At 46.6% G+C, this 20,837-nt stretch carries 22 protein-coding genes and 1 riboswitch; of the genes, 7 read left to right on the top strand and 15 right to left on the bottom strand.

Features of this window, described 5'->3' with window-relative positions; all coding sequences use genetic code 11:
- Window positions 1-89: 89 nt before the first annotated feature.
- The 3 genes from RG959_RS08730 to RG959_RS08740 are packed head-to-tail and all read left to right on the top strand — an operon-like array spanning window position 90 to window position 1,269.
- Window positions 90-626, top strand: coding sequence for a TetR/AcrR family transcriptional regulator (locus RG959_RS08730; RefSeq protein ID WP_342796767.1), 537 nt, complete (start codon window positions 90-92; stop codon window positions 624-626).
- A complete protein-coding gene (locus RG959_RS08735; protein ID WP_309090076.1) occupies window positions 623-958 on the top strand; it encodes a DMT family transporter in 336 nt (111 codons plus the stop codon). The genes RG959_RS08730 and RG959_RS08735 overlap by 4 nt, the downstream gene beginning before the upstream one ends.
- Window positions 955-1,269 carry a DMT family transporter gene (locus RG959_RS08740; RefSeq protein WP_315693108.1) on the top strand — a complete coding sequence of 105 codons (315 nt, stop codon included), beginning with the start codon at window positions 955-957 and terminating at the stop codon, window positions 1,267-1,269. The genes RG959_RS08735 and RG959_RS08740 overlap by 4 nt, the downstream gene beginning before the upstream one ends.
- A 586-nt stretch (window positions 1,270-1,855) precedes the next feature.
- On the opposite strand, the gene RG959_RS08745 is transcribed toward RG959_RS08740, so the two are convergent.
- The 9 genes from RG959_RS08745 to RG959_RS08785 all read right to left on the bottom strand — a co-directional run bounded on the left by RG959_RS08745 (window position 1,856) and on the right by RG959_RS08785 (window position 11,489).
- Window positions 1,856-3,187 (bottom strand): DUF2252 domain-containing protein, encoded by a 1,332-nt coding sequence (locus RG959_RS08745; protein WP_342796768.1) that lies wholly within the window; start codon window positions 3,185-3,187, stop codon window positions 1,856-1,858.
- 69 nt (window positions 3,188-3,256) lie between these two features.
- Entirely contained in the window at window positions 3,257-4,186 is a 930-nt protein-coding gene (locus RG959_RS08750) for an AEC family transporter (RefSeq protein ID WP_251272079.1), read from the bottom strand.
- A 164-nt stretch (window positions 4,187-4,350) separates the two neighbouring features.
- Window positions 4,351-5,232: an alpha/beta fold hydrolase gene (locus RG959_RS08755; RefSeq protein WP_342796769.1), complete on the bottom strand. Its 882-nt coding sequence runs from the start codon at window positions 5,230-5,232 to the stop codon at window positions 4,351-4,353.
- Window positions 5,233-5,804: 572 nt separating this feature from the next.
- Window positions 5,805-6,815 carry an ABC transporter substrate-binding protein gene (locus tag RG959_RS08760; RefSeq protein WP_251272081.1) on the bottom strand — a complete coding sequence of 337 codons (1,011 nt, stop codon included), beginning with the start codon at window positions 6,813-6,815 and terminating at the stop codon, window positions 5,805-5,807.
- Window positions 6,812-7,555, bottom strand: coding sequence for an ABC transporter permease (locus RG959_RS08765; protein ID WP_342796859.1), 744 nt, complete (start codon window positions 7,553-7,555; stop codon window positions 6,812-6,814). The genes RG959_RS08760 and RG959_RS08765 overlap by 4 nt, the downstream gene beginning before the upstream one ends.
- Window positions 7,555-8,319 carry an ABC transporter ATP-binding protein gene (locus RG959_RS08770; protein WP_342796770.1) on the bottom strand — a complete coding sequence of 255 codons (765 nt, stop codon included), beginning with the start codon at window positions 8,317-8,319 and terminating at the stop codon, window positions 7,555-7,557. The genes RG959_RS08765 and RG959_RS08770 overlap by 1 nt, the downstream gene beginning before the upstream one ends.
- Window positions 8,312-8,986 (bottom strand): thiaminase II, encoded by a 675-nt coding sequence (gene tenA / locus RG959_RS08775; RefSeq protein ID WP_342796771.1) that lies wholly within the window; start codon window positions 8,984-8,986, stop codon window positions 8,312-8,314. The genes RG959_RS08770 and tenA overlap by 8 nt, the downstream gene beginning before the upstream one ends.
- Window position 8,987: 1 nt before the next feature.
- Entirely contained in the window at window positions 8,988-10,271 is a 1,284-nt protein-coding gene (locus RG959_RS08780; protein ID WP_483298866.1) for an acetylornithine deacetylase, read from the bottom strand.
- A gap of 77 nt (window positions 10,272-10,348) precedes the next feature.
- Window positions 10,349-10,450, bottom strand: a riboswitch (TPP riboswitch).
- 46 nt (window positions 10,451-10,496) lie between these two features.
- Window positions 10,497-11,489 (bottom strand): zinc-binding dehydrogenase, encoded by a 993-nt coding sequence (locus tag RG959_RS08785; protein WP_342796772.1) that lies wholly within the window; start codon window positions 11,487-11,489, stop codon window positions 10,497-10,499.
- Between the two features lie 234 nt (window positions 11,490-11,723).
- On the opposite strand from RG959_RS08785, the gene RG959_RS08790 reads away from it, so the two are divergent.
- Window positions 11,724-12,287 (top strand): DUF3267 domain-containing protein, encoded by a 564-nt coding sequence (locus RG959_RS08790; RefSeq protein WP_342796773.1) that lies wholly within the window; start codon window positions 11,724-11,726, stop codon window positions 12,285-12,287.
- A gap of 50 nt (window positions 12,288-12,337) precedes the next feature.
- On the opposite strand, the gene RG959_RS08795 is transcribed toward RG959_RS08790, so the two are convergent.
- Window positions 12,338-13,339, bottom strand: a complete 1,002-nt coding sequence (locus RG959_RS08795; RefSeq protein ID WP_342796774.1) for a quinone oxidoreductase family protein — start codon at window positions 13,337-13,339, stop codon at window positions 12,338-12,340.
- 114 nt (window positions 13,340-13,453) lie between these two features.
- Here RG959_RS08795 and RG959_RS08800 point away from each other — a divergent pair, with 114 nt between their 5' ends.
- Window positions 13,454-13,834, top strand: coding sequence for a ferritin-like domain-containing protein (locus tag RG959_RS08800; RefSeq protein WP_342796775.1), 381 nt, complete (start codon window positions 13,454-13,456; stop codon window positions 13,832-13,834).
- Between the two features lie 6 nt (window positions 13,835-13,840).
- Here RG959_RS08800 and RG959_RS08805 read toward each other — a convergent pair whose 3' ends face one another.
- The 3 genes from RG959_RS08805 to RG959_RS08815 all read right to left on the bottom strand — a co-directional run bounded on the left by RG959_RS08805 (window position 13,841) and on the right by RG959_RS08815 (window position 15,996).
- Window positions 13,841-14,617: an alpha/beta hydrolase gene (locus RG959_RS08805; protein WP_342796776.1), complete on the bottom strand. Its 777-nt coding sequence runs from the start codon at window positions 14,615-14,617 to the stop codon at window positions 13,841-13,843.
- 13 nt (window positions 14,618-14,630) lie between these two features.
- Entirely contained in the window at window positions 14,631-15,299 is a 669-nt protein-coding gene (locus RG959_RS08810; RefSeq protein ID WP_342796777.1) for a thermonuclease family protein, read from the bottom strand.
- A gap of 298 nt (window positions 15,300-15,597) precedes the next feature.
- Complete coding sequence (locus tag RG959_RS08815) at window positions 15,598-15,996, bottom strand: hypothetical protein (RefSeq protein WP_251272091.1); 399 nt, start codon at window positions 15,994-15,996, stop codon at window positions 15,598-15,600.
- Between the two features lie 212 nt (window positions 15,997-16,208).
- Here RG959_RS08815 and RG959_RS08820 point away from each other — a divergent pair, with 212 nt between their 5' ends.
- Entirely contained in the window at window positions 16,209-17,228 is a 1,020-nt protein-coding gene (locus RG959_RS08820) for a C40 family peptidase (protein WP_342796778.1), read from the top strand.
- 32 nt (window positions 17,229-17,260) lie between these two features.
- On the opposite strand, the gene RG959_RS08825 is transcribed toward RG959_RS08820, so the two are convergent.
- Together RG959_RS08825 and RG959_RS08830 are read right to left on the bottom strand one after the other, a co-directional pair.
- Window positions 17,261-18,934, bottom strand: a complete 1,674-nt coding sequence (locus tag RG959_RS08825) for a ribonuclease J (RefSeq protein ID WP_342796779.1) — start codon at window positions 18,932-18,934, stop codon at window positions 17,261-17,263.
- A gap of 128 nt (window positions 18,935-19,062) precedes the next feature.
- A complete protein-coding gene (locus RG959_RS08830) occupies window positions 19,063-20,082 on the bottom strand; it encodes an STAS domain-containing protein (protein ID WP_342796780.1) in 1,020 nt (339 codons plus the stop codon).
- 202 nt (window positions 20,083-20,284) lie between these two features.
- Here RG959_RS08830 and RG959_RS08835 point away from each other — a divergent pair, with 202 nt between their 5' ends.
- Entirely contained in the window at window positions 20,285-20,623 is a 339-nt protein-coding gene (locus RG959_RS08835) for a hypothetical protein (RefSeq protein WP_342796781.1), read from the top strand.
- Window positions 20,624-20,837 lie beyond the last annotated feature (214 nt).

Raw genomic sequence — 20,837 nt, forward strand, 5'->3', positions numbered from 1 at the left:
GCTCTGCCCGCCCCTCTCGGGCGGGCTTTTTGCTTTTTTCATCAACCTGTGTTACTCTTTGACTAACGACCGTTAGGAAGGAAGCTATCATGAAAGAAACTATTAAAAAAGCGGCTGCGGCTCTTTTTGCCGAGTATGGGTATGCCGGAACATCACTGGCGCAGATCAGTGAAAAAGTCGGTATTAAAAAGCCCTCTCTTTACGCTCATTTTAAAAGCAAGGATCACTTGTTTGAATGTATTATGGAAGATGCCTTTGATGCGGAAACAAAACGGGTTGAAGAAGCAGGTGACTTACACAAGCTCCTTCAGTCTTATCTTTTTCTTTATGAGGAAGATGCGCTATTTCGATTTTTGCTGACAAGCTCTTTTTTTCCGCCTGATTTTTTAAAGAAACGTATTTTAGAAAAGTATGATGAATATCTTCACGCGCTTGAAGAAAAAGTAAAAACGGTGCTGCCGTCCGATTCTGTTCATACAGAAGACGCGGCCGTCATGTATACGATTATTTTAGACAGCTTATTTGTGGAGCTGTGTTATGGAACGCGGGAACGCTCGCAAAAGCGGCTCGATACAGCTTGGCGTGTGTATGAACAGGCTTTTATGAAAGGACAGAAAAAAAGATGAATGTAAAATGGTTTCTCGTTCTCGTAGCGGGATTTTTTGAAGTTGGATGGGCAGCAGGATTAAAGCATGCCGATTCGCTGTTTGAATGGATGCTGACCGCAGCAGCGATTGTGATTAGTTTCCTTCTTTTGCTGTATTGCTCAACTCAGCTGCCGGCCACGACGGTTTACGCCGCTTTTGTCGGGCTTGGTTCTGCCGGTACCGTTCTGCTTGAGATGACACTTTTTGATGAGCCCTTCAGCTGGATTAAAATTGGCCTGATTGCCGTGCTCCTCATTGGGATAATTGGATTAAAAACCGTTACGGTTGAAAGAGATGTGACTGCTTCATGAGCTGGGTATTATTAATTTCAGCCGGTTTGTTGGAGGTAGTCGGCGTTGCCGGAATGACGATGGTCAGCGAGCGAAAAACAGTCCGTTCTTTTCTCGTTATGTTTGGCGGCTTTGGCTTAAGCTTTCTTCTTCTTACCATTGCGATGAGCTCTCTTCCAATGGGAACGGCATACAGCGTCTGGACAGGCATTGGAACTGTCGGCAGCGCGCTGGTCGGTATGATTGTTTATAAAGAGCCCCGGGATTCTCGACGGATTCTTTTTATTGCCATGATTATTAGTTCGGTCATTGGCTTAAAGCTTGTTTCATAAAAAAAACTGCCTTCGGGCAGTTTTCAGATTGTAGACAAACAAAATTTGTTGCCAAAGGATTTCTTTCGTTTCTTTTTATGCAAGGTGTGCAGGCAGTTGGGATGAGAGCCGATAAGGCGGCAGATGCGCGGCTTCGCTTTCCATGTGGCAGGCGCTGAGCCCGTCTCTGCCGCATAGCGGCCCCAGCCGGCTCGTCCCATAGGAGTCTTCGACGCACACCCGCCGCCTGTGCGTTTAAATAAGACTGCACAACTTAATAGATACGCTTGCCCTATCATCAAAGCGGCAAAAGCGCATTTGTAGATGCCCTCGTTTCTGCTTTTTCGAAACACATAGGGAGGCCGGACGGACGAAGACTCCTGCGGGATGTACAGTGAGCCGGGAGACCCCGCAGGCGTGTGCGCCGAGGAGGCTCCCGCACTGTCCTAAGGTCCGCGCAGTCCGGCCGGCTTCTCCTATCGGCTCTTTTTAAGAAGCTATATTTCCTGAAAAGTCTCCCGCCCGTTTCGGCGTTGAAAACTTTCATAAAAAAAGACTGACGACTTTGTCGACAGTCTCAAACTGCCCTCAGGCAGTTTTTTTATTTTTAGATAAACTTCGTATTGAGCCAGCCGCAAAACAGGACATAATCGCTTTTTACACGTTCTTTGTATGCCATAGACATAAAAATAAGCTGTGTTTCAAATGCGTCATATTCCTCCCCAATGGCTTTTAAAATTTCTTCCTCACTATGGTAGTCAAGCAATGAATGTTCGATGTCACGGTCTGCACGGGCATGAATTTTTGCTGCGATGCCGCCGAACACTTCAAGTACTTTATCAAATTCCTGATTATTCTCGATATCTTCCGGCTTGATTCGTTTTTTGTATGGCGAGCGCTCCCGCACGTAAAAGTGGCGGTTATCAATCGTGACAAAACCTAGAAACGGATCGTCATGGTGATGCATCGCTTTTTGGGTCATCACTACCCGTTCACCTTGATGGCCATACCTCAGCCAAAATTCTTCATCGTACGGCATAAAGTAAGCAGGAACCGGTGCGCGAACTTCCTTCATTTCTAAAATAATATCATCAAGCTCTTGTTCGCATTCTTCTTTTCCTTCTATTAAAATGTAAAAGCGGTCGAGACCGATCGAAGCTGTTCCGGACCCGCTTTTACGAACAATATGCTTTATTTCATAAAATTCGCTTTTCTTTCTGTCTTCTTCATCAAGGCTTTCTACATACTGGCACCAGGCGGCCTCGATTTTTTGCTGTTCTTTCTGTGTAACAGGCTGGAGTTCTTCAGAAAGTGCAAACATCCGCCTGCCCGCTTCTTTAACGGTCCAGCGGTCAAGCAGTCTGGCAAGGTCACGCTTTTCAAGCTTTTTGAGTACTTTCCGGATCGGTCCTTTCGTGTTTTCCTCAGTGAAAAACAGCGTTACCGGACTCTCTTTGCCTTTTACAAACTTTTTCAGCTGTTTGTAATAAGCTTGAAGAAACGTACGCATTCTTTCTTCAGAATCGGTAAATCCATATTGTTCACAATAAAGTGCAATGCTGACCGTCATGCGGAGCAAATCATATACATAGGAACCCATATAGCCTTCATCAAAATCATTCACGTCATAAACAAGGTCCCCTTCACTATTTTGGAATGCTCCAAAATTCTCCAAATGCATATCACCTTGAATCCACGTCGGCTTATCTTCCGGTGTATGGAAAGAAAATGGAATTTTCGTTACGTCATAGTAAAATAAATACGCATTGCCCCGGAAAAAACGAAACGGATTTTCCGCCATTTGCCGGTATTTCTGTTTTCGTTTATCATGACTCAGGCCGGTGATCCGTGAGTCAAATTCATTCAGCACCGTTTCCAGCATATTACAACGAAGTGTCCGGCGCGTTTTTTGCACTTCGGCCATCCAATTTTCAATCATCCCTACCCCTCCCTCGTCTTTTTTATTTTACCACAACAAAAAAGAGCGCGGTTTGAAAAAAAACAGCGCTTACGCAGGGAACCATATTTTGGCCAAATAAATGACAACAGCGACCGTAACGCTGCTCAGTATCGTCGTAACGATCACCGCTTGAGAAGCGAATTCAGGATAATTATCGTACTCAAGTGCCAAAAGCGCACTATTCCGCGAGGTCGGAAACGAGCTGGCAATAAACATAGCTTGTGCCAGCGTGCCATGCACATTCAAGATTGTAATCACGAGCAGCCCGATTGCGGGAGACAGAAAAAGCCGGGTAAACACAGCCAGCACAAGCGGCTTTGAGAGAGAAGTAATTTTCATATACGCACACTGGGCGCCTAATGTAAGAAGAGCTACTGCCAAAAATGCGTTAGAGGCGTTCTGAATGGGCGACCATAAAAAAGAAGGGACGGTCACACCGGCCGCCTTCAAGATAACCGCTGCCACAAGAGCATGAAGCACTGGCAGCTTCAACACTTTTTTTAATACTTTCTCACCTTGGGCAGAAGCAGAAACGGAATTGTAAAACCCCCACGTGTAGGTGAGCAGGTTTTGAAAAATCGAGATAATAATCTGAACCGACAAACCGAGCGGGTTCGCCGCAAAGACAAGACCGCTTACCGGCAGCCCATAATTGCCGGAATTGCTTAACACTCCGCTGTTTTGATAGCTTGAGGACAGCTTCCGGTCAAAACCGGCTAGCTTGGAAATAAGGAGCGCTGCCACAATTAAAAGTCCATTGAACAACAGCAAATAGGCAAAAACAATCCCGGCTGTTTTGCCCGATAATTCCGTTTCATATATATTGACGAAGCAAACCATCGGCAGAAAAAAGTTAATCGTAAGCTTTGATAAAGTAGGCATATGCAGCGTGTACTTGCGGTGCAGCACAGCCCCCGCAGCGATGAGTAAAAACATCGGTAAAATAATTTGAAGGAACACACTAGCGAAAACCAACATGTTGAAAACGCCTCCATCTTGTCAAAAAAGAAAACGGAGCGCGGCGCTCCGTTTTCCCTGGGGATGTGATCCACTTCTGTTCACATCAGGGGATAAAACAAGAGTAACATAGTACATTATGAAGGAACAGGTTATTGCTATTTTATTCTTTTTGTTCATATTGTTCATGATCCGGATGCTTCTTCTTTTAAGAACCGGCTGATCCATGCACTTACGATTTCAGGATATTCATGATGAAGCCAATGAGTTGCTTCATCTATTAACACAAGCTGCCCGTTCCCACATTGCTCGACACTTTTTTTGGCCAGTATAAGAGACAACGCCGCGTCTCTTCGGCCCCATAGCATCCGTACAGGCACAGCCGGTCCGGGAGCTGGAATTTCAAAAAAATCCTGCTGCCGCATCGCTCTGTACCAATTAAGCATCGCTGTAACGGATCCTTTTTCCGTCCATGCTTCTTTGTACACCCGCATATCCTTCTCATCAAAGGTTCCTGGATGGGCGGTTGTTTTCATCAGCTTTTCGAGCAGGCTGTACTCATTTCGCCTGAGCAGCCATTCCGGCAAAAACGGAAGCTGAAAAAAGAAAATATAAGCGCTTTTGAGCCATTGAAGGGGATAAAAAGGAGCGGTTTTGGCAAAAACAGCTGGATGCGGCACGTTCAAAATGACCAGCTTTTGTACAAAATCGGGATAAACAGAAGCTAAAAACCAGCCGACAATGCCTCCCCAGTCATGGCCCACTACAAGAGCTTTTTCACAGCCGAAAGATTGAATAAGGTTTATTATGTCTTTCGCAATCATATCGAGTGTATACGCCTCGAGAGGCTCAGGCTTGCTGCTTTTTGAGTAGCCCCGCATATTGGGCACGACCACCCGATAGCCTTGCTCCACTAAAGCATCAGCCTGCTTCTTCCAGCTATAGGAGCATTCCGGGAATCCGTGCAGCAATAAAACAAGCTCTCCATTCTCCGGCCCGGCCATTTCGGTGTAAAGATCGATTCCATTTACCCCAATGAGCCGCTTCGTCCATTTATATGTATCCACCTTCTTCACTCCTTTTCCCGAATGTTTCTTCGTCTCTTTTTCATTCCCCTTCACTGCCTAAATATGCAAAGAGAGAATAGAAAAAGCTGCCCGGTTTTCCGGACAGCTTCAGACTATAGACAAATTATATGGATGACTGTGCACACGAATGGGATGGATCGGCGGCGTCCGGGCAGCTCCGCTTTCCATGGGGCAGGCGCTGAGCCCGGCTTCATCTGGCGGCTCCACCGGTCTCCGCTGCCCGCTAGTCCCATAGGAGTCTGCGCTGCCCTCCCGCCGCCAAGCGGCTTGCGACAAGATGGTATAGAGCGAATAAGGTCGTATCTTTCTGTTTAAAAAAGAGAAAATGTCTATTCGGTCCTTGCTTATGGATCTTCCACACCACTTAGTGAAGCCTGCCGGACGAAGACTCCTGCGGGAAGTACAGTGAGTCGGGAGACCCCGCAGGCGTAGCCGAGGAGGCTCCCGCACTGCCCGCGGAACGCGAAGTCCGGCCGGCTTCACTTATCGGCTCTTTTTTAACTTTGTCTAAACACTAAAGCTGCCCGGTTTTCCGGACAGCTCTTCTTTTCTTATTTCGGCATATTGACAAACAGTTCATCGACAGCCGGTTTTCCTTTAACCAATCCTGTCTGTTCCATCCAATCAGCTGTTTTTTGCCACGTTTCTTCTTCCTGATAGCCAAATCCCTGCTCTGATTCCATAAGCGGCAGCAAAATATCCAGGCTTTCTTTTTCCACTTTTTCTTCAAGCGGGAAGTTTTCTTTTTCCTGGTTCGCCATTAAAATATCCAATGCGCCGTCCGGATCTTTTTTCACATCTTCAAATCCTTTTTCGGCTGCACGCCAGAATGCTTCGATCAGTTCCGGATTTTCTTTCCATGTTTTATCGCTTGTCACAGCAATTAATTCATAAAAAGACGGCACACCGTAATCAGTCAAATCAAAATTAGCAGTTTTGTACCCTTCAAATTCTAACAGCGGCACTTCGTGGTTAATATAAGCACCTACCACTGCATCCGCTTTTTTGCTGATAAGAGATGCGTTTAATTCAAAGCCGACATCCACTAAGTCTACTTTCGACGGATCGCCGCCGTCTTTCTCCACCATCGTTTTCACAATCGATTCATTCAACGGAATTCCTGTGTAGCCAACTGTTTTGCCTTCCAAATCTTTTGGCGACTTAATATTGCTTTCTGCAAGCGACACAACCCGGTTTAACGGCTCCCGTACAATAGCACCGACTGATTTTACACCAACATTTTGCTCAGTACGCGCCACAATCACGTCCGGCTGATACGTAATGGCCATTGTTACTTGATCAGACGCGGCCATTCCAATCGGGTCTGTCGCATTTGCCGGGAATTGAATGTCCAGGTTAATGCCTTCATCTTCAAAGTAGCCCTTTTCCTTCGCTACATATAAAAAGCTGTGTACGGCATTTGGATACCAGTCCAGCATAATGCTGACATCCTGCATCTCCTTTTGGCCGCCCTCTTCTGCTGTTTCTTTTGGTTTTTCTTCATTGGCTCCGCATCCTGCGAGCATAACCGCAGCAAGAGCACCCGCTATCCATTTTTTCATTCGTTTTTCCTCCATTTCATTGACCGCTTTTCAAGCAGTTTAACTAATACAAATAACACAATGCCTACAATCGAGAGCAGCACAACAGGCGCAAAAACAGCCGCTCCATCAAACTGGGTCATCATGCGGCGGCTGAAGTAGCCAAGCCCGGCCTGTGCTCCAAGCCATTCACCAATCGCCGCACCAATCACGCTTAGTGTAACCGCGACCTTTAATCCTGAATAAAAGTGCGGCTTCGCAGAAGGCACCTGCACTTTAAAGAAAACATCCTTTTTTGTTCCGCCCATTGTGAGCATTAATTCACGCAGCTCCTTACTGCTGGATTTCAAACCGTCAAATGTATTGACCGTAATCGGAAAAAAGGTAATGAGCACTGTTACCACGACCTTGCTCCAGATCCCATAGCCGAAAAACAAGATAAAAATAGGTGCCAGCGCAATGGTTGGAATCATTTGCGATGAAATCACAATCGGATAAAAAGCCCGTTCTGCCGTTTCACTTGCTGCCATCCAGATCGCCAGCGCCACGCCAAGCACAATCGAGATGGCAAGTCCGATTAAAATGATCGACAGTGTAGACGGCAGATGCTCTAGAAAAAGTGTCTCCCGAAGCTCCCAAAAACGAACCGCTACACCGGACGGAGACGGAAAAATAAACAGAAGATTCACCAGGCGTGCGGCCAGCTCCCATAAGCCGAATAAGAGAAGCACAATCAGCAGGGCAGGTCCATATTTCTTCATCACGGCTTTTTCACCCCGTTCCGCAGCTGGTCAATCAAGTCATTTTTCAGCTTTATTACGGCCGGATCATTTAAATCCCGCTGTGATCTTGGGCGGCCAAGCGGAACCGCTACTTGCTCAAGTGTACGGACCGGTGTATCCCGGAAAATAAAAATCCGGTCCGATAAAAACAGCGCTTCATTCACGTCATGGGTAATAAAGAGGATGGTTTTCTCCCGCTGTTCCCATTGATCCAAGAGCCACTCCTGCATGGACAGGCGTGTAATGGCATCCAATGCACTGAACGGTTCATCGAGAAGCAGAATATTGGAACCGGTCAAAACAGAGCGTAAAAAGGATACACGCTGGCGCATACCGCCGGACAGTTCAGACGGATATTTGTCCGCTGATCCTTCAAGTCCAAACTCATCCAGCAGCGGTATAATGCGTTTGGCTGCTTCCCTTTTGGATACGCCGGCCAGCTCAAGCGGAACAGACGCATTTTCAAGCACTGTCCGCCACGGCATTAACAAGTCCTGCTGCGGCATGTAGCCGGTACGGCCATGCCGGCTTTTGAACTGCTCTCCATTTAACCAAACAGCACCCGTCTCCTCCTGTTCCAGCCCGGTAATGAGCCGAAACAGAGTGCTTTTGCCGGAGCCGCTCGCTCCAATAATCGTCACAAATTCACGGTCGCACACCGTCATATTCAACTGATCAAGGATTGGTTTTTTGCCGCCGTACGAAAACGACACATCCCGAAACTCAAGCACCGGCTTACGCATCGCCAGGCCACATTTCTCCGTTGTATGCCATGTCCCAAAACATGTATTCAAACCGGGTCGTGTTTAGGAAAATGTCCTCAAGCCGTGCACGCTCCCGTTCCGACTTTCCATCCGCCTGCTCATCCATTAAATCAATGCACCACTGGGCAAGCTGGCCGAATTCTTCGGAAGCATACATCCGAATCCACTCACCATACAGCTCATGGTCCGCAGCGCCCGGCCGTTTACTTAATTCCTTGCCAATCTCCCAGTAGCTCCAGGCACATGGAAGTACAGCCGCCAGCACATCCGCCAGCGTTCCATTTTGAGCCGCGTGCAGCATGTAATGCGTGTAAGCAAGTGTAACCGGCGACGGCTTTGCCGCTTCAAGCTCCTCTTCTGTAATGCCAAAACGTGCAGCATACTGCCGGTGCAGAGCCATTTCTTCGTTTAACGTTCCGTCTAAAAGTGCGGCAAACCGGCCCATCGTCGCCACATCTTCCGCTTTCACTGCTCCAATCGCAAACACTTTCGCATATTGAATTAAATACAAATAATCCTGCACCATGTAAAAACGAAACCGGTCGGGATGAAGCGTTCCATCTCCCATTCCCTGCACAAATGGATGCTGATGGTTTTGCTTCCAGATCGGCAGGCATTTTTCCCGCAAATGATCACTAAATTTCATTTCAGCGCTCTCCTTTCTTTTGATGTGTCCAATTGTAAATAAACGCCGCCATCACTTTTGTGTAGCGAACGAGTTCATCAATGTCGAGCTGTTCATTCACCGCATGCGCATGACGAAGCGCGCCGGGCCCGTAAATAGCCGTTGGAATCCCGGCATCTGCCAGCCAGCCGCCGTCCGTTACAGAAGGGGACACATCGAGTACAGGCTTTTCATGAAAAACCGTTTGATGTGCATCTATCAGTGCATGGACAGCCGCATGGTGAGGATCCACCTCAAACGAAGGGAAAATTTCGCCCCGGTCTTCAATCATAGACGTACCGCCCCACTCAAACCGCGGCGGATTTTCCTGCATCCACAAATCGCTTTTGGCGATGTTTCCGATAAATTCTTCGACTTCCTGCGCTACACTTTCGTACGTTTCATTCGGATAAAAATGAACCGTAATCCATAGACGGCACTCGTCCGCAATAAAAGCAGCATGGCGTCCGCCTTCGATCACCGCTGGATTGATTGTCGTCGTTCCCGGCGGAAAGCCCGGATAGCTTTTCATTACCGCCCAGTGCCGTTCAAGCTCCTGCAGGCCGTGGATGATTTTTGTCATTTTTTCAATGGCGCTCGCACCCATCAGCCGGCCGCCTGCATGAATCATCTGCCGCCGTGTAGCATCATGAAAGGTCTGGTCACTTTTTAGCGTAATCCAGCCGGTGATGACACCGCCCTGTCCCTGGATGTGCAGTTCACTCGTATCAGCTACAAGCGCAAAATCAGCATTGTAGCCGCGCCTGCAGCACTCCAGCGTTCCGGCTTCGCCGACTTCTTCGCCGATTACGGATTGAACGATCAAGTCACCCGGAAGCTTTATGCCCGCTTCATGAAGAAGCTGGATGGCAAACAGGGCCCCGGCCAGGCCGCCTTTCATATCTGCCGCTCCACGTCCGATCACAGCATTTTCTTTTACGATTGGCGTAAACGGGTCTGACTCCCATTGCTCATCCGGCGTTACTTCTGCCACGTCCATATGACCATTAATAATGAGACTTTTATAAGCTTCGCTGTTTGTTCCCTTTAACGTACCCACCACATTCGGATCGCCTGGGTATACATCCCATTTGTCAATATCAAAACTTTTTGTGCTCAAAAACCGGGCAACAAACTGCTGGGCTTCTTCTGTATTGCGGGCTGGCGGTGCCGGTGTCCGAAACGAAATTAATGTTTTCAGCAGTTCAACCAGCTCTTCTTTTCGTTCATCTATTTGTTTATGTATTCCTTCGATCATCTCTTTCACAGCTCTCTTCCTTTCCCAAACAAAAAAAACCATTTCTTCGCATGGAAGAAACGGTTGTGATGACATGTCGGACATAAAGCGTCAAAACACCTCTTCCTTACGCCGGTACAAACCGGATCAAGTTTTAAGGGTTAAGGCAGCTCGCCTTTCTCAGCCCGAAGGCACCCCCAGCGGTGATTCCTATTTAATTTGATCTTGATACTAGTTTTATCACACTAAAGCATCTCATTCAATAGCAAATGCAATTTTACCAGTTTGTTCGGCCTTTTCCATTCGGATGAATGCTTCTTTAAATTGGTCCAACGTGTAGGTCTGATCCATTACCGGACGCAGATTGTGAGTCTCAATAAACGCGAGCATCTCTCTCATTTCTTCACCGCTCCCAAGCGTGGAGCCGTACATATTAAACTGTCCATAGAAAAATGTACGCAAATTGATCATCACTTCATCGCCGGCAGAGGCGCCAAACGTCACAATGGTGCCGCCTGTTTTTAACTGCTCGAGTGATCGGTTAAAAGTCGCGGCTCCGACAGACTCGACCACTAGATCCACTTTTTCTCCCTCCAGTGCTTCACACCAATCAACAGCTGAATCGATGGCCTTGTCCGCACCGAGTTCCAATGCTCTTTGGCGCTTTTCCTCTGACCGGGATGTTACATACACTATAGCACCAGCCGCTTTGGCAAACTGCAATAGGAAAGTGGCCACTCCGCTGCCAATCCCGGGAATAAAAACGGTCATGCCCGGCTTTACTTTTCCTCTTGTAAAAAGAGCACGGTAAGCAGTCAGGGCAGCGAGCGTCAGGACACCCGCTTCTTCCCACGACAAATGAGCCGGCTTCGGTACAGCATTTTCTGCCGGTACCGTAATAAACTCGGCAAATGTTCCATGAAAAGGCAGGCCGACAATTTCAAAGCCCTCCGGCGGGGCGTCGCTTTTATACGGCCATCCTAATCCCGGGTTGATTATCACTTCATCGCCAGTTTGGACTATGGTTACGCCAGCACCCACTTCATCTACAATGCCGGCACCGTCTGATCCGATTACAAGCGGCGGCTCTGTTTCTTTATGACGGTGCAGCACAAAAAGATCGCGGTGGTTTAAGCCGGCGGCTTTTAACCGTATGCGTACTTCTCCCGGTCCGGGTACCGGCTTTTCAATCTGCCCGGCCGAAACGCCTGACAGGCCTGATTTTCCTGCGTGCAGAATGGCTTTCATCAAATTCCCCCTTCATTTTATCCATATGGTATGATTTTAACATACACATAGATAGAGACCGGCATTTTGTGTTTTGGTAATCAGGCTCGCAAAAAGAGACAATAGAATGAAAGAAATCGTAATAGGTCTTTTAGCTTTCGTTTTTTTCGCTGTTACTCCTGTGTTAAACCGGTCGATGGAGGAGCTGTATGAACGGACCGCTCACAAATAGCAGACGATCAAAGGAGGATAACAATGAATCTCCCGGGTAAACCAGACTATGTGATTGAGCTGAATATGAAAAGGATTCACATTTGGTCGCTTGTGCTGACTCTTCTGTTCGTCCTGATCGGCAGTTTTGCCGCTGTCATGCTTCACAAAGAAAGCTTTTTTTCCTTTTCCATGCTTGGTATCCTGTTATGGCTCATTCTTTACGTCATACTTATTGTGCTTCATGAAATTTGTCATTTGATCGGGTTTAAACTTTGGGGAAAATGCAAACGTGAAGATCTTGTATATGGAGTGAACCGGGAACTTGGTGTTGCGTATGCGGGCACGAAAAAAATGCTGCCGGTACGGGCTATGAAAAAAGCGCTCCTGCTCCCATTTTGGCTGACCGGGCTGCTTCCGTTTGTAATAGGTATCTGGCTGAACAGTGCTTCTCTTATGACCGTTTCTGCTTTTTTAATCGGGGGAGCTGCAGGTGACTTTTCTATGTATGGGCAGCTGCGCCGGGTGCCTAAAAATGCGTTCGTTTTCGACCATCTTTACAAACCAATTTTGTATATTTTTAATCAAAAAATAGACAGTCCTTCTTGAGGAGCTGCCCACTTTTGCTTTCCAGCTTGATGCATTTGGATAGGCGGTCATTAAATATCGAGTACGATTTTTCCGAATGAATCGCCATTTTCCATGTATTCGAGAGCTTCCGCAGCTTTTTCAAGCGGAAAATGCTTATCAATGACTGGATGAATTTTTTCCTGTTCAAATAATGTCAGCATATCGGCAAATTCCTGTGGACTGCCTATTGTGGTTCCCCGTATATCCAGATGCTTAAAAAACGCGCGGGGCAAAACGAGCTGGGGCACTGGACCCGCTGTAGCCCCAAAGCTTACAATCCGGCCTCCCGGCTTGGCAAGGTCGATTAGACGGTTAAAGGTTTCCCCGCCAACCCCATCAACGCTCAAGTCGGCGCCGCCCATTTCGCTCTTTAACGCTTTGGCCCAGCCCTCACTCCGGTAGTTGATGCCGCCGGCTGCACCCATTCGTTTAGCCCGTTCGATTTTTTCATCGTTACTTGACGAAACAAATACACGCGCTCCCTTTGCAACAGCAATTTGAAGAGCAAACAAAGCTACACCGCCGCCAATGCCGGGGATAAAGACCGTATCGCCTTTTTTCAGTTCTCCGCGCGTAATGAGTGCCCGGTAAGCCGTAAGGGCAGAAAGCGGAAGAGCCGCTGCTTCCGGCCATGTTAAGTAAGCCGGCTTTTTATATACATTCTCGCATGAGATTTTTACATATTCGGCATAGGTTCCATCTGCAGGCATGCCGAGAACGTGAAAGTCCGGCTGATTGAATCGAATGTCATCTCCCCATTGAAGGCCTGGATTGATAACCACTTCATCCCCTGCCCGCAGACTTTCCACACCGTCTCCCACGGACTCTACGATACCTGCTCCGTCTGCTCCAAGAACAGCCGGCAGCTTCATCCCCGGGTACATGCCATATGTAATGAAAACATCACGCCGGTTTAAGGAAGCATTTTTCAGCTTCACAATAATTTCCCAGCTGCCCGCGGACGGTTTTTCTACTTCCACGCGCTTTAGCGCGTTCGGTCCGCCCGTTTCCTGCAGTAACATGGCTTTCATTGCATTCTCCTCCTTTTTGTTCGACATTTTTCTGCGTTTACCCGTCCATTTTAACAAGAAAACATACCTCTGCATACGATATAGCACTACGCTGCTGAAAAGGATGTGCTTGTGATGCTGAACGAGAAACTCACAAAAGCGATCAATGGAGAATATACAGCCATTCACATTTATGAGAAGCTGGCAGATATGGCTTCAACGCCTTCTCAGAAAGAAAGAATTTTAGCAATTCGCACGGATGAAGTCCGGCATTTAGAAACATTTTCCTCCCTTTATCATGCGTTAACTGGAAACGCTCCTTCTCCTGTATGTGCCGAACCCTTTCCTAAAACATTCAAGCAAGGCATTTTACGGGCTTTTAAGGACGAACAAGAAACGTCTGAATTTTATCTGGACATAGCCGATTCCACTCATCTTCCTTACGTGAAAAAAGTATTTAATCGGGCGGCGGCCGATGAACAGCGCCATGCGGTTTGGTTTCTATCTTTTTTATAATCTCTTTTAAAAACCGTGCTTGCGAAGCCAGCTTTCACATACAGACGTCCATTTAGACACTTCCTTATAACCCTCAGCAAGACCAAGTCCGTGGCGGCCGCTTTCAAAGATGTGCAAATCAAAGGGAACCGAAGCACGGCTCAATGCAGCCGCGAATAACAAGCTGTTTTCCACTGGGACCGGCTCATCATCTGCTGTGTGCCATAAAAAGGAAGGCGGCGTTTCTTTCGTTACGTGCCGCTCATTTGATAGAAACAGCCGCTGTTCACCCGATGAACCGGGTCCAAGCAGATTTTCCATCGATCCTTCATGGCGATGCTCGCCGAGTGTAATAACGGGATAACCTAAAACGAGCAAGTCCGGACGAGACGGCTGCTGTTCAACTGGATCAGCAGCATCTGCCATTCCCTGATCGTATTTAGTGGCAAGCGTTGATGCAAGGTGGCCTCCCGCCGAAAAGCCGAGCACGCCAATTCGGTTTGGATCCACATTCCACGACGCTGCATGATGCCGGACAAGACGAATGGCGCGGGAAGCATCCAAAAGTGGAACGGGATGACGGTAAGGTGCTGTTCGATAATGAACAACAAAGGCATGAATACCAAGACCGTTCAGCCATTTTGCGACAGGTTCTCCTTCATGATCAGCCCGTCTGGCATAGCTTCCACCCGGAAAAATCAGCATAGCCGGCGCTGTACTGTCCCCAGCTGGATAAGCCATCATAGAAGGTGTTTCCTCTCCCTCAAGTTTAAAAGGAATTTCTTCTTTCCACAGGTGAATCATTCTGCTTCCTCCCTTATTTTGAATTGAATCCACGCTCGGTCACATAGCCATCCATAGACCAGATACCTTTTTTCTTTTTCTTGGCTATTTCTTGTTTCGCTTCGAACTCATCCAAGTAGCGTGTATTTGGCGGATATACATAAGCCACCCGCGCCACCCCCTCTTCAAGAAGCGTTTCCTGTACGCTTCTTCCATTCACATAGACATACACTAACATTCGATTGTACTTGTCCAGGCGTTGTCCAATATCAAATTCAATCGTAATATCTCCGCCTTTGAGCAATTCTGCAGTCCGCTCCTTTGCTTCCTCACCGAGCGGCTGCCTGCCCAGCTGCGGATGACGGGTTTCTGGTGTATCAATAAGCAGAAACCGAGCACTGAATTCTTCTTCTTTCCCATCACGGTCCGCGTCAAAAGCAAACACAGCGGTGTCACCGTCAATCGGGCGGACGAGCTTTGCCGGTATCGGCTCCATTACTCCTTTTGTTTTTAGAATGCTGCCTGCTTCATTAACCGGCTCCTCTGCCTCATCGGTATTCGTTTCTGTTTGCTCATTTTCTTGTTCAATCGCTGTTAATACATCTTCTGTTACTTCAAGAACATCGTTCACATCTTCTAAGCTGCAGGCTGACAGAACGAAAGCTGCGGCTGAACATAGAATCAGTGTCACCTTTCTTTTCACGTTTTAATCCTCTTTTCTATCTACTTGAACTTCTACAAAAAAAACCTCTTTGAAAGAGGTTTGAGACTGTCAACAAAGCCGTCAGTCTTTTTTTATGAAAGCTTTCACTATTAAAAAGGGCAGGTTTCTTTTCGGGAAACATTGCTTCTTGAAGAGAGCCGATAAGGGAAGCCGAGCGCCCGCCGCCTTATCGGCTCTCTTCCTAACCGCCCGCACTCTCTGCATGAAAAAGAAACAAAGAGGTCTTTCGGCAAAAGATTTATTTGTCTACAATCTGAATCTTCTTTGAAAGAGGTTTTTATTTTCGGGCAGCTGCTTCCTGGATATAGTCGGCAATAACCGGAACAGACAGCTCGAGGCCGCTTGTAGACAAACTATTTTGTACATATTGAAGTTTATTATCATCACTTGCATACGACTGAATATTGAGTATGTTATTAATATATAAAATGCCTTCATTTGTAATCATCGGCTTGATTACATGCCCGTCCGTTTCATAATAATGACGGATTTTTGCCAGGCCATTAATAAGCCCCTGGTCAAACAAGTCGTTCATGGCAATCTCATAAACCGCCGGCTTCATATTCTCACTCATCCGTTCATGCAGCTCGTACATGACATCCGGCTTGTTCTCTAAATAATACTGTACGTAATAAGCAAGAAGCACCTGTTCTGCTACTGGTAACTGTTTTCCCATACAAACGCCTCCTTTTTAATCTTCTCTATTATACATGATGCAGGCGCCTATCAGTCAATTTCCATTCAACCTCTCTGTCTGAGGTACATATACTATGAATAATCTTAAATGCTCTGACGTGGGCATATTGACACAAAGATTCTATTAACAACTCTCTTAAATCATGATATAGTCATGACAACAAATACCATATAATAGAGGAGCTTTAAGATATGACCTTCAAAAAGGTGATGATAGCGATCATGCTTTGCGTAATGGCTTTATCACTCGTATCTCCCGCTGCAAAAGCCGCTGAACCTGCCGCTGCTTGTTATACAAAAAAAGCCGCCAGCAAAACATATATTAATGTGTCTGTTGCCACGCTCTGGAAAGATACGAGTGCAAAACGAAAGATCGATCAGCCGTCCCTCTCAAATCCTGTCAACATGCGGGACTGGACAGCGAACATGTCCACTGTGAAAGACCGTCTTTGGCTTACTGGAAAAGCAGAAACACAGGCCTTGTATGGCCAGGAAGTCACTGTGCTTAAAACAAGCGGCAGCTGGGCACAAGTAGCTGTGAAAGATCAGCTCACGCCCAAAAACAGTAAAGGTTATCCAGGCTGGCTGCCTAAATCACAACTTACCACACAGCCTGCTGCCTACGAGAGCTGCCAGACGGCATGGGTAAAATCCAAGACCGCTTTTTTGTTTCATGATAAGAAACAGTCGTTTATGGAAATCAGCTTTAATACAGAACTGCCGATTATTAAATCAGAAACGAACTGGGTACAAGTTATGACTCCGGCAAATGGTGCCAAATGGCTTAAGAAAAGCGACATCCGGGTGCTTGCTGCAGTTCCAAACATACCGAAACCAACCGGGTCTGCGCTTTTGGCAACAGGAAAACAGTTTCTCGGCCTTCCATATTTATGGTCGGGGATGTCGGCTTACGGCTTTGACTGTTCAGGCTTCACTTCTTCGGTTTACCGGTACCACGGCATCAGCATTCCACGTGATGCGTCCGAACAGGCAAAAGCGGGCAAAGCAGTGGCAAAATCCGCTCTTCAGCCAGGCGACCTGCTGTTTTTTGCTTATAATAATGGCAAAGGACGTGTTCATCATGTCGCCATGTATGCCGGCAGCGGCCAGATGATCCATGCTCCAAAAGCCGGCAAGCGGGTTGAAATTATTTCTATGAATACTGCTCCATACAAACAGGAGTATGCAGGCGCACGCCGTTACATTCAATAAAAACATCCCCGGTTTTCTGCCGGGGATGTTTTTTACACTTCAATAATAATAGGGACAATCATCGGACGCCTTTTTGTTTGGGCGTACAAAAACTTCCCAACCGTTTCTTTTAAGTTTTGCTTCATCACTTTCCATTGGGTCACTTCAGCTTCCTGCAATCGTTGAATCGTACTTGCTGCAATCTGGTTTACTTCATTCAATAAATCTTCTGACTGGCGGGCATACACAAACCCGCGTGAAATCGTATCAGGTCCTGAGACAATTTTGTTTTCCGCTTTGCTTAAAGTAATCACAATCACAAGCATGCCGTCCTCGGAAAGCTGTTTGCGGTCGCGCAGTACAATATCGCCAACATCCCCAATTCCAAGACCATCTACAAAAATGTTTCCAGCCGGAATTCTCCGTGTCTGACGGGCTTCAGACTGGTTGATATCTACAACATCTCCGTTGTTTACCACAAAAATGTTCTCCCGCTGGACACCGACAGACTCAGCCAGCAGCCGGTGCTGCTGCAGCATTCTGAATTCGCCATGAATCGGGATAAAGTACTTTGGCTTCATCAAGGTTAGCATAAGCTTTAGTTCTTCCTGACAGCCGTGGCCGGATACGTGCATCCCTGTCGCCGCTCCTGATCCATAAATAACATGAGCGCCAAGACGGAACAAGTTATCAATAATGCGTGCGACATTTCGTTCATTTCCCGGAATTGGCGATGAAGACAAGATGACTGTGTCTCCCGGGTAGATTTCCACCTGCCGGTATTTTGAATTGGATAGTCGGGACAAAGCTGCCATCGGCTCTCCTTGGCTTCCCGTACAAAGGATTGCTACGTTTTCTGGATCCAAGTCGTGGATTTCCTCCACATCAATGAGCATATCATCCGGAATATCTAAATAGCCAAGGTCAATGGCGACCGACACGACATTCACCATACTCCGCCCTAACAGTGCAAGCTTGCGGTTTGTTTTCCTTGCTGCATCCACTACCTGCTGCACACGATGAACATTAGAAGCAAATGTGGCAATAAACACTTTTCCCTGTGCTTTGCTGAATGCTTCTTCAATATGCCGTCCGACATGCTTTTCAGACGGCGTAAACCCCGGCCGCTCTGCGTTCGTGCTCTCAGATAAAAGAACAAGCACCCCGTTTTGGCCAAGCCCCGCCATTTTATGAATATCCGGATACTGATCATTGACCGGCGTCAAATCAAACTTAAAGTCCCCCGTATGTACGACCGTTCCTTCCGGCGTGTGAAACGCAGCGCCCAAGCAGTCCGGGATACTATGGTTTGTTTTAAAAAAGGTCAGACGGATGGTTCCAAGTTCAATGGTTGAATCGGAATGAATCGGTGTCAGCTTGGTATCGCCGAGCAGCCCGTGCTCCTTCAGCTTAATTTCGATCAAGCCGATTGTCAGGCGTGTCGCATAAATGGGCACATTCAGCTGTTTCAAAAAATATGGGATGCCCCCGATATGATCTTCGTGTCCATGCGTTACCACGAGCCCGCGAATTTTCTCTTCGTTTTCGCGTAAATACGTAATATCCGGGATAATTAAATCAATGCCTAATAAACTTTCGTCCGGGAACTTCGAGCCGCAGTCGATCAAAACAATATCATCCGCATACTGAACGGCATACATGTTTTTCCCGATTTCATTTACGCCGCCTAGGGCAAAGATGGATAGTGTACTTTCCTGTGCATTCATCATGTCTTCCTCCCCAATGAACTCATTATCCAAATTGTGCCCTGTTCGAACGCTTTTATGCTCTTCTTTAAGAAGAGGATTTTAACCCAAAAAAGCGGCGCTTCAAAAGAAGCGCCGCTTTTTTCTGGTTAAACGATTTTTCGGCCATGCTGCGCCAGCGCAAAATAAATGCCGTGCTGCAGCGTTTGAAAGCAATCAAATCGAGACAAGTTGATTGTTGACTGTGAAATAACCATGCCAAGTTCCGGGGAAATACCGACAAGAATCGTCTCAGTCCCAATCAAGGAGGCGGCAGAGCCAATTTTCTCAATCAAGCTGACGGTATGGCCGCTGATGTCTTTATCGAGCCCTGTTAAATCCAGGACAAGATAGTTTGCTTTATGGGCTGGAAGGTTGTTGAGCGTTTTGACAACAAGCTCTTCTGAGCGGTCTTCATCATATTTGCCAATAAGCGGTACGACTACGATTCCTTCAAGAACAGGAATAATTGGCGAGGACAGCTGTCTGACCAATTCTTTCAGCTCTTTTGTTTTTTCTTCGACAATGGTTTCCAGCCGAAGAATTTCCTCCGCTTCTTTTTTACGAGCCAGCTCGTGAATATTATTGGAGATGGTTACGTCTGATGGAAAATATTTAATAATGCTGTGCTCATGCCCATCCAGCTGATCCTGCACGACTTCATACCAGATGTTCTGCCCAAACAGCCCCGTAAAAATACCGGCATAATGAGCCGGAAGATAATTGCCGCCATGCTCTTTTTCCTGTGCTTTGTTGATCTTATATTCCCAGCTGTCTTTTATATAAGCGGTCAGCGTTTTTGCTTCAAAGTCCAAATCTTTGATCGTCGTCCGTCCCCAGCCTGCCGAGGCGTACGTGTTGGTAATCAGCTCTGCTGCCTGCGCCGCATTCACATCTTTTATTTTTTCAAAATACTGTCCCACAACCAGTCCCTGCCGAAAACCGGTTGTTTCAAACACAAGGTTTGATGCTTCTTCGCCGGAAATTTCTTCGATCGTATCAAAAAATGTTCTCATGGCGGAAGAAATCCAAAACAGAACCGCGTCTTCTCTTTCAAATACAAATCTTCCTTTTTCCAAATCCCATTCAAACTCAAGCCCGCCAACTGTAATATGTGAATTCGCTGCCATCTATGATGCCCCTTTATAGTGAGTACGTGTTTTTTTATACAGTAATCTCATTATAGTTTTTGTCTAAGAACGTGTCCAATTTCGAATCTTTTTCTGTTATAAAAGCACACCCAAAGTTGTTTGTACCTTTTTTCCCTATGTTAACATCTCAATATCCAAACAAAAGTAATGATTTTAATTTAAACGCAGAAGGGACAAAAATATGCTTGTTCAACCTAAAATAGAAATAACCAACTTGTTCGAACCCATCCCAAATGCCCATGTACTTTATCTTTTTCAGGAAATTGATGCTTATATTTTAACGAGTATTCAGCATGGAAAACGCACGCTCGTTATTGAGAATGACCGTTTTTGCCGGCTGATGGAAGCCCGCCTGCAGCCTCTTTTATCCACCAGCCAAATGAATTACATTCTTTTCCAAAATCACTTTGAATTTTTTCTATTATCTTCAATCCGAGAGATCCATCCCAACATCATTTTTTTAATGAAAAGCATAAAGAACATATTTATCATTATGCTGAGAGAATCTGGTTCCATATAGAGTGGAACAAACAAACTGGCTTCTCTGCTCGGCTGGAAGAATTTGAACGAAAAGCGGACGCGCTTTTAAAAGAAGCGGGCATCTCATGCGTATGTGCCTATGACCTGGAAAGCTTGACCGGCCTTCAAAAGCAGGCACTTCTTCTCTTTCACGATTTTAAGCTGACAGACCAAGGCGAACTGCTTCGTTTCCCTGCTTAAAAAGAAGTCTTAAA

The organism is Domibacillus sp. 8LH (assembly GCF_038806185.1).
Taxonomy (GTDB): Bacteria; Bacillota; Bacilli; order Bacillales; family Domibacillaceae; genus Domibacillus; species Domibacillus indicus_A.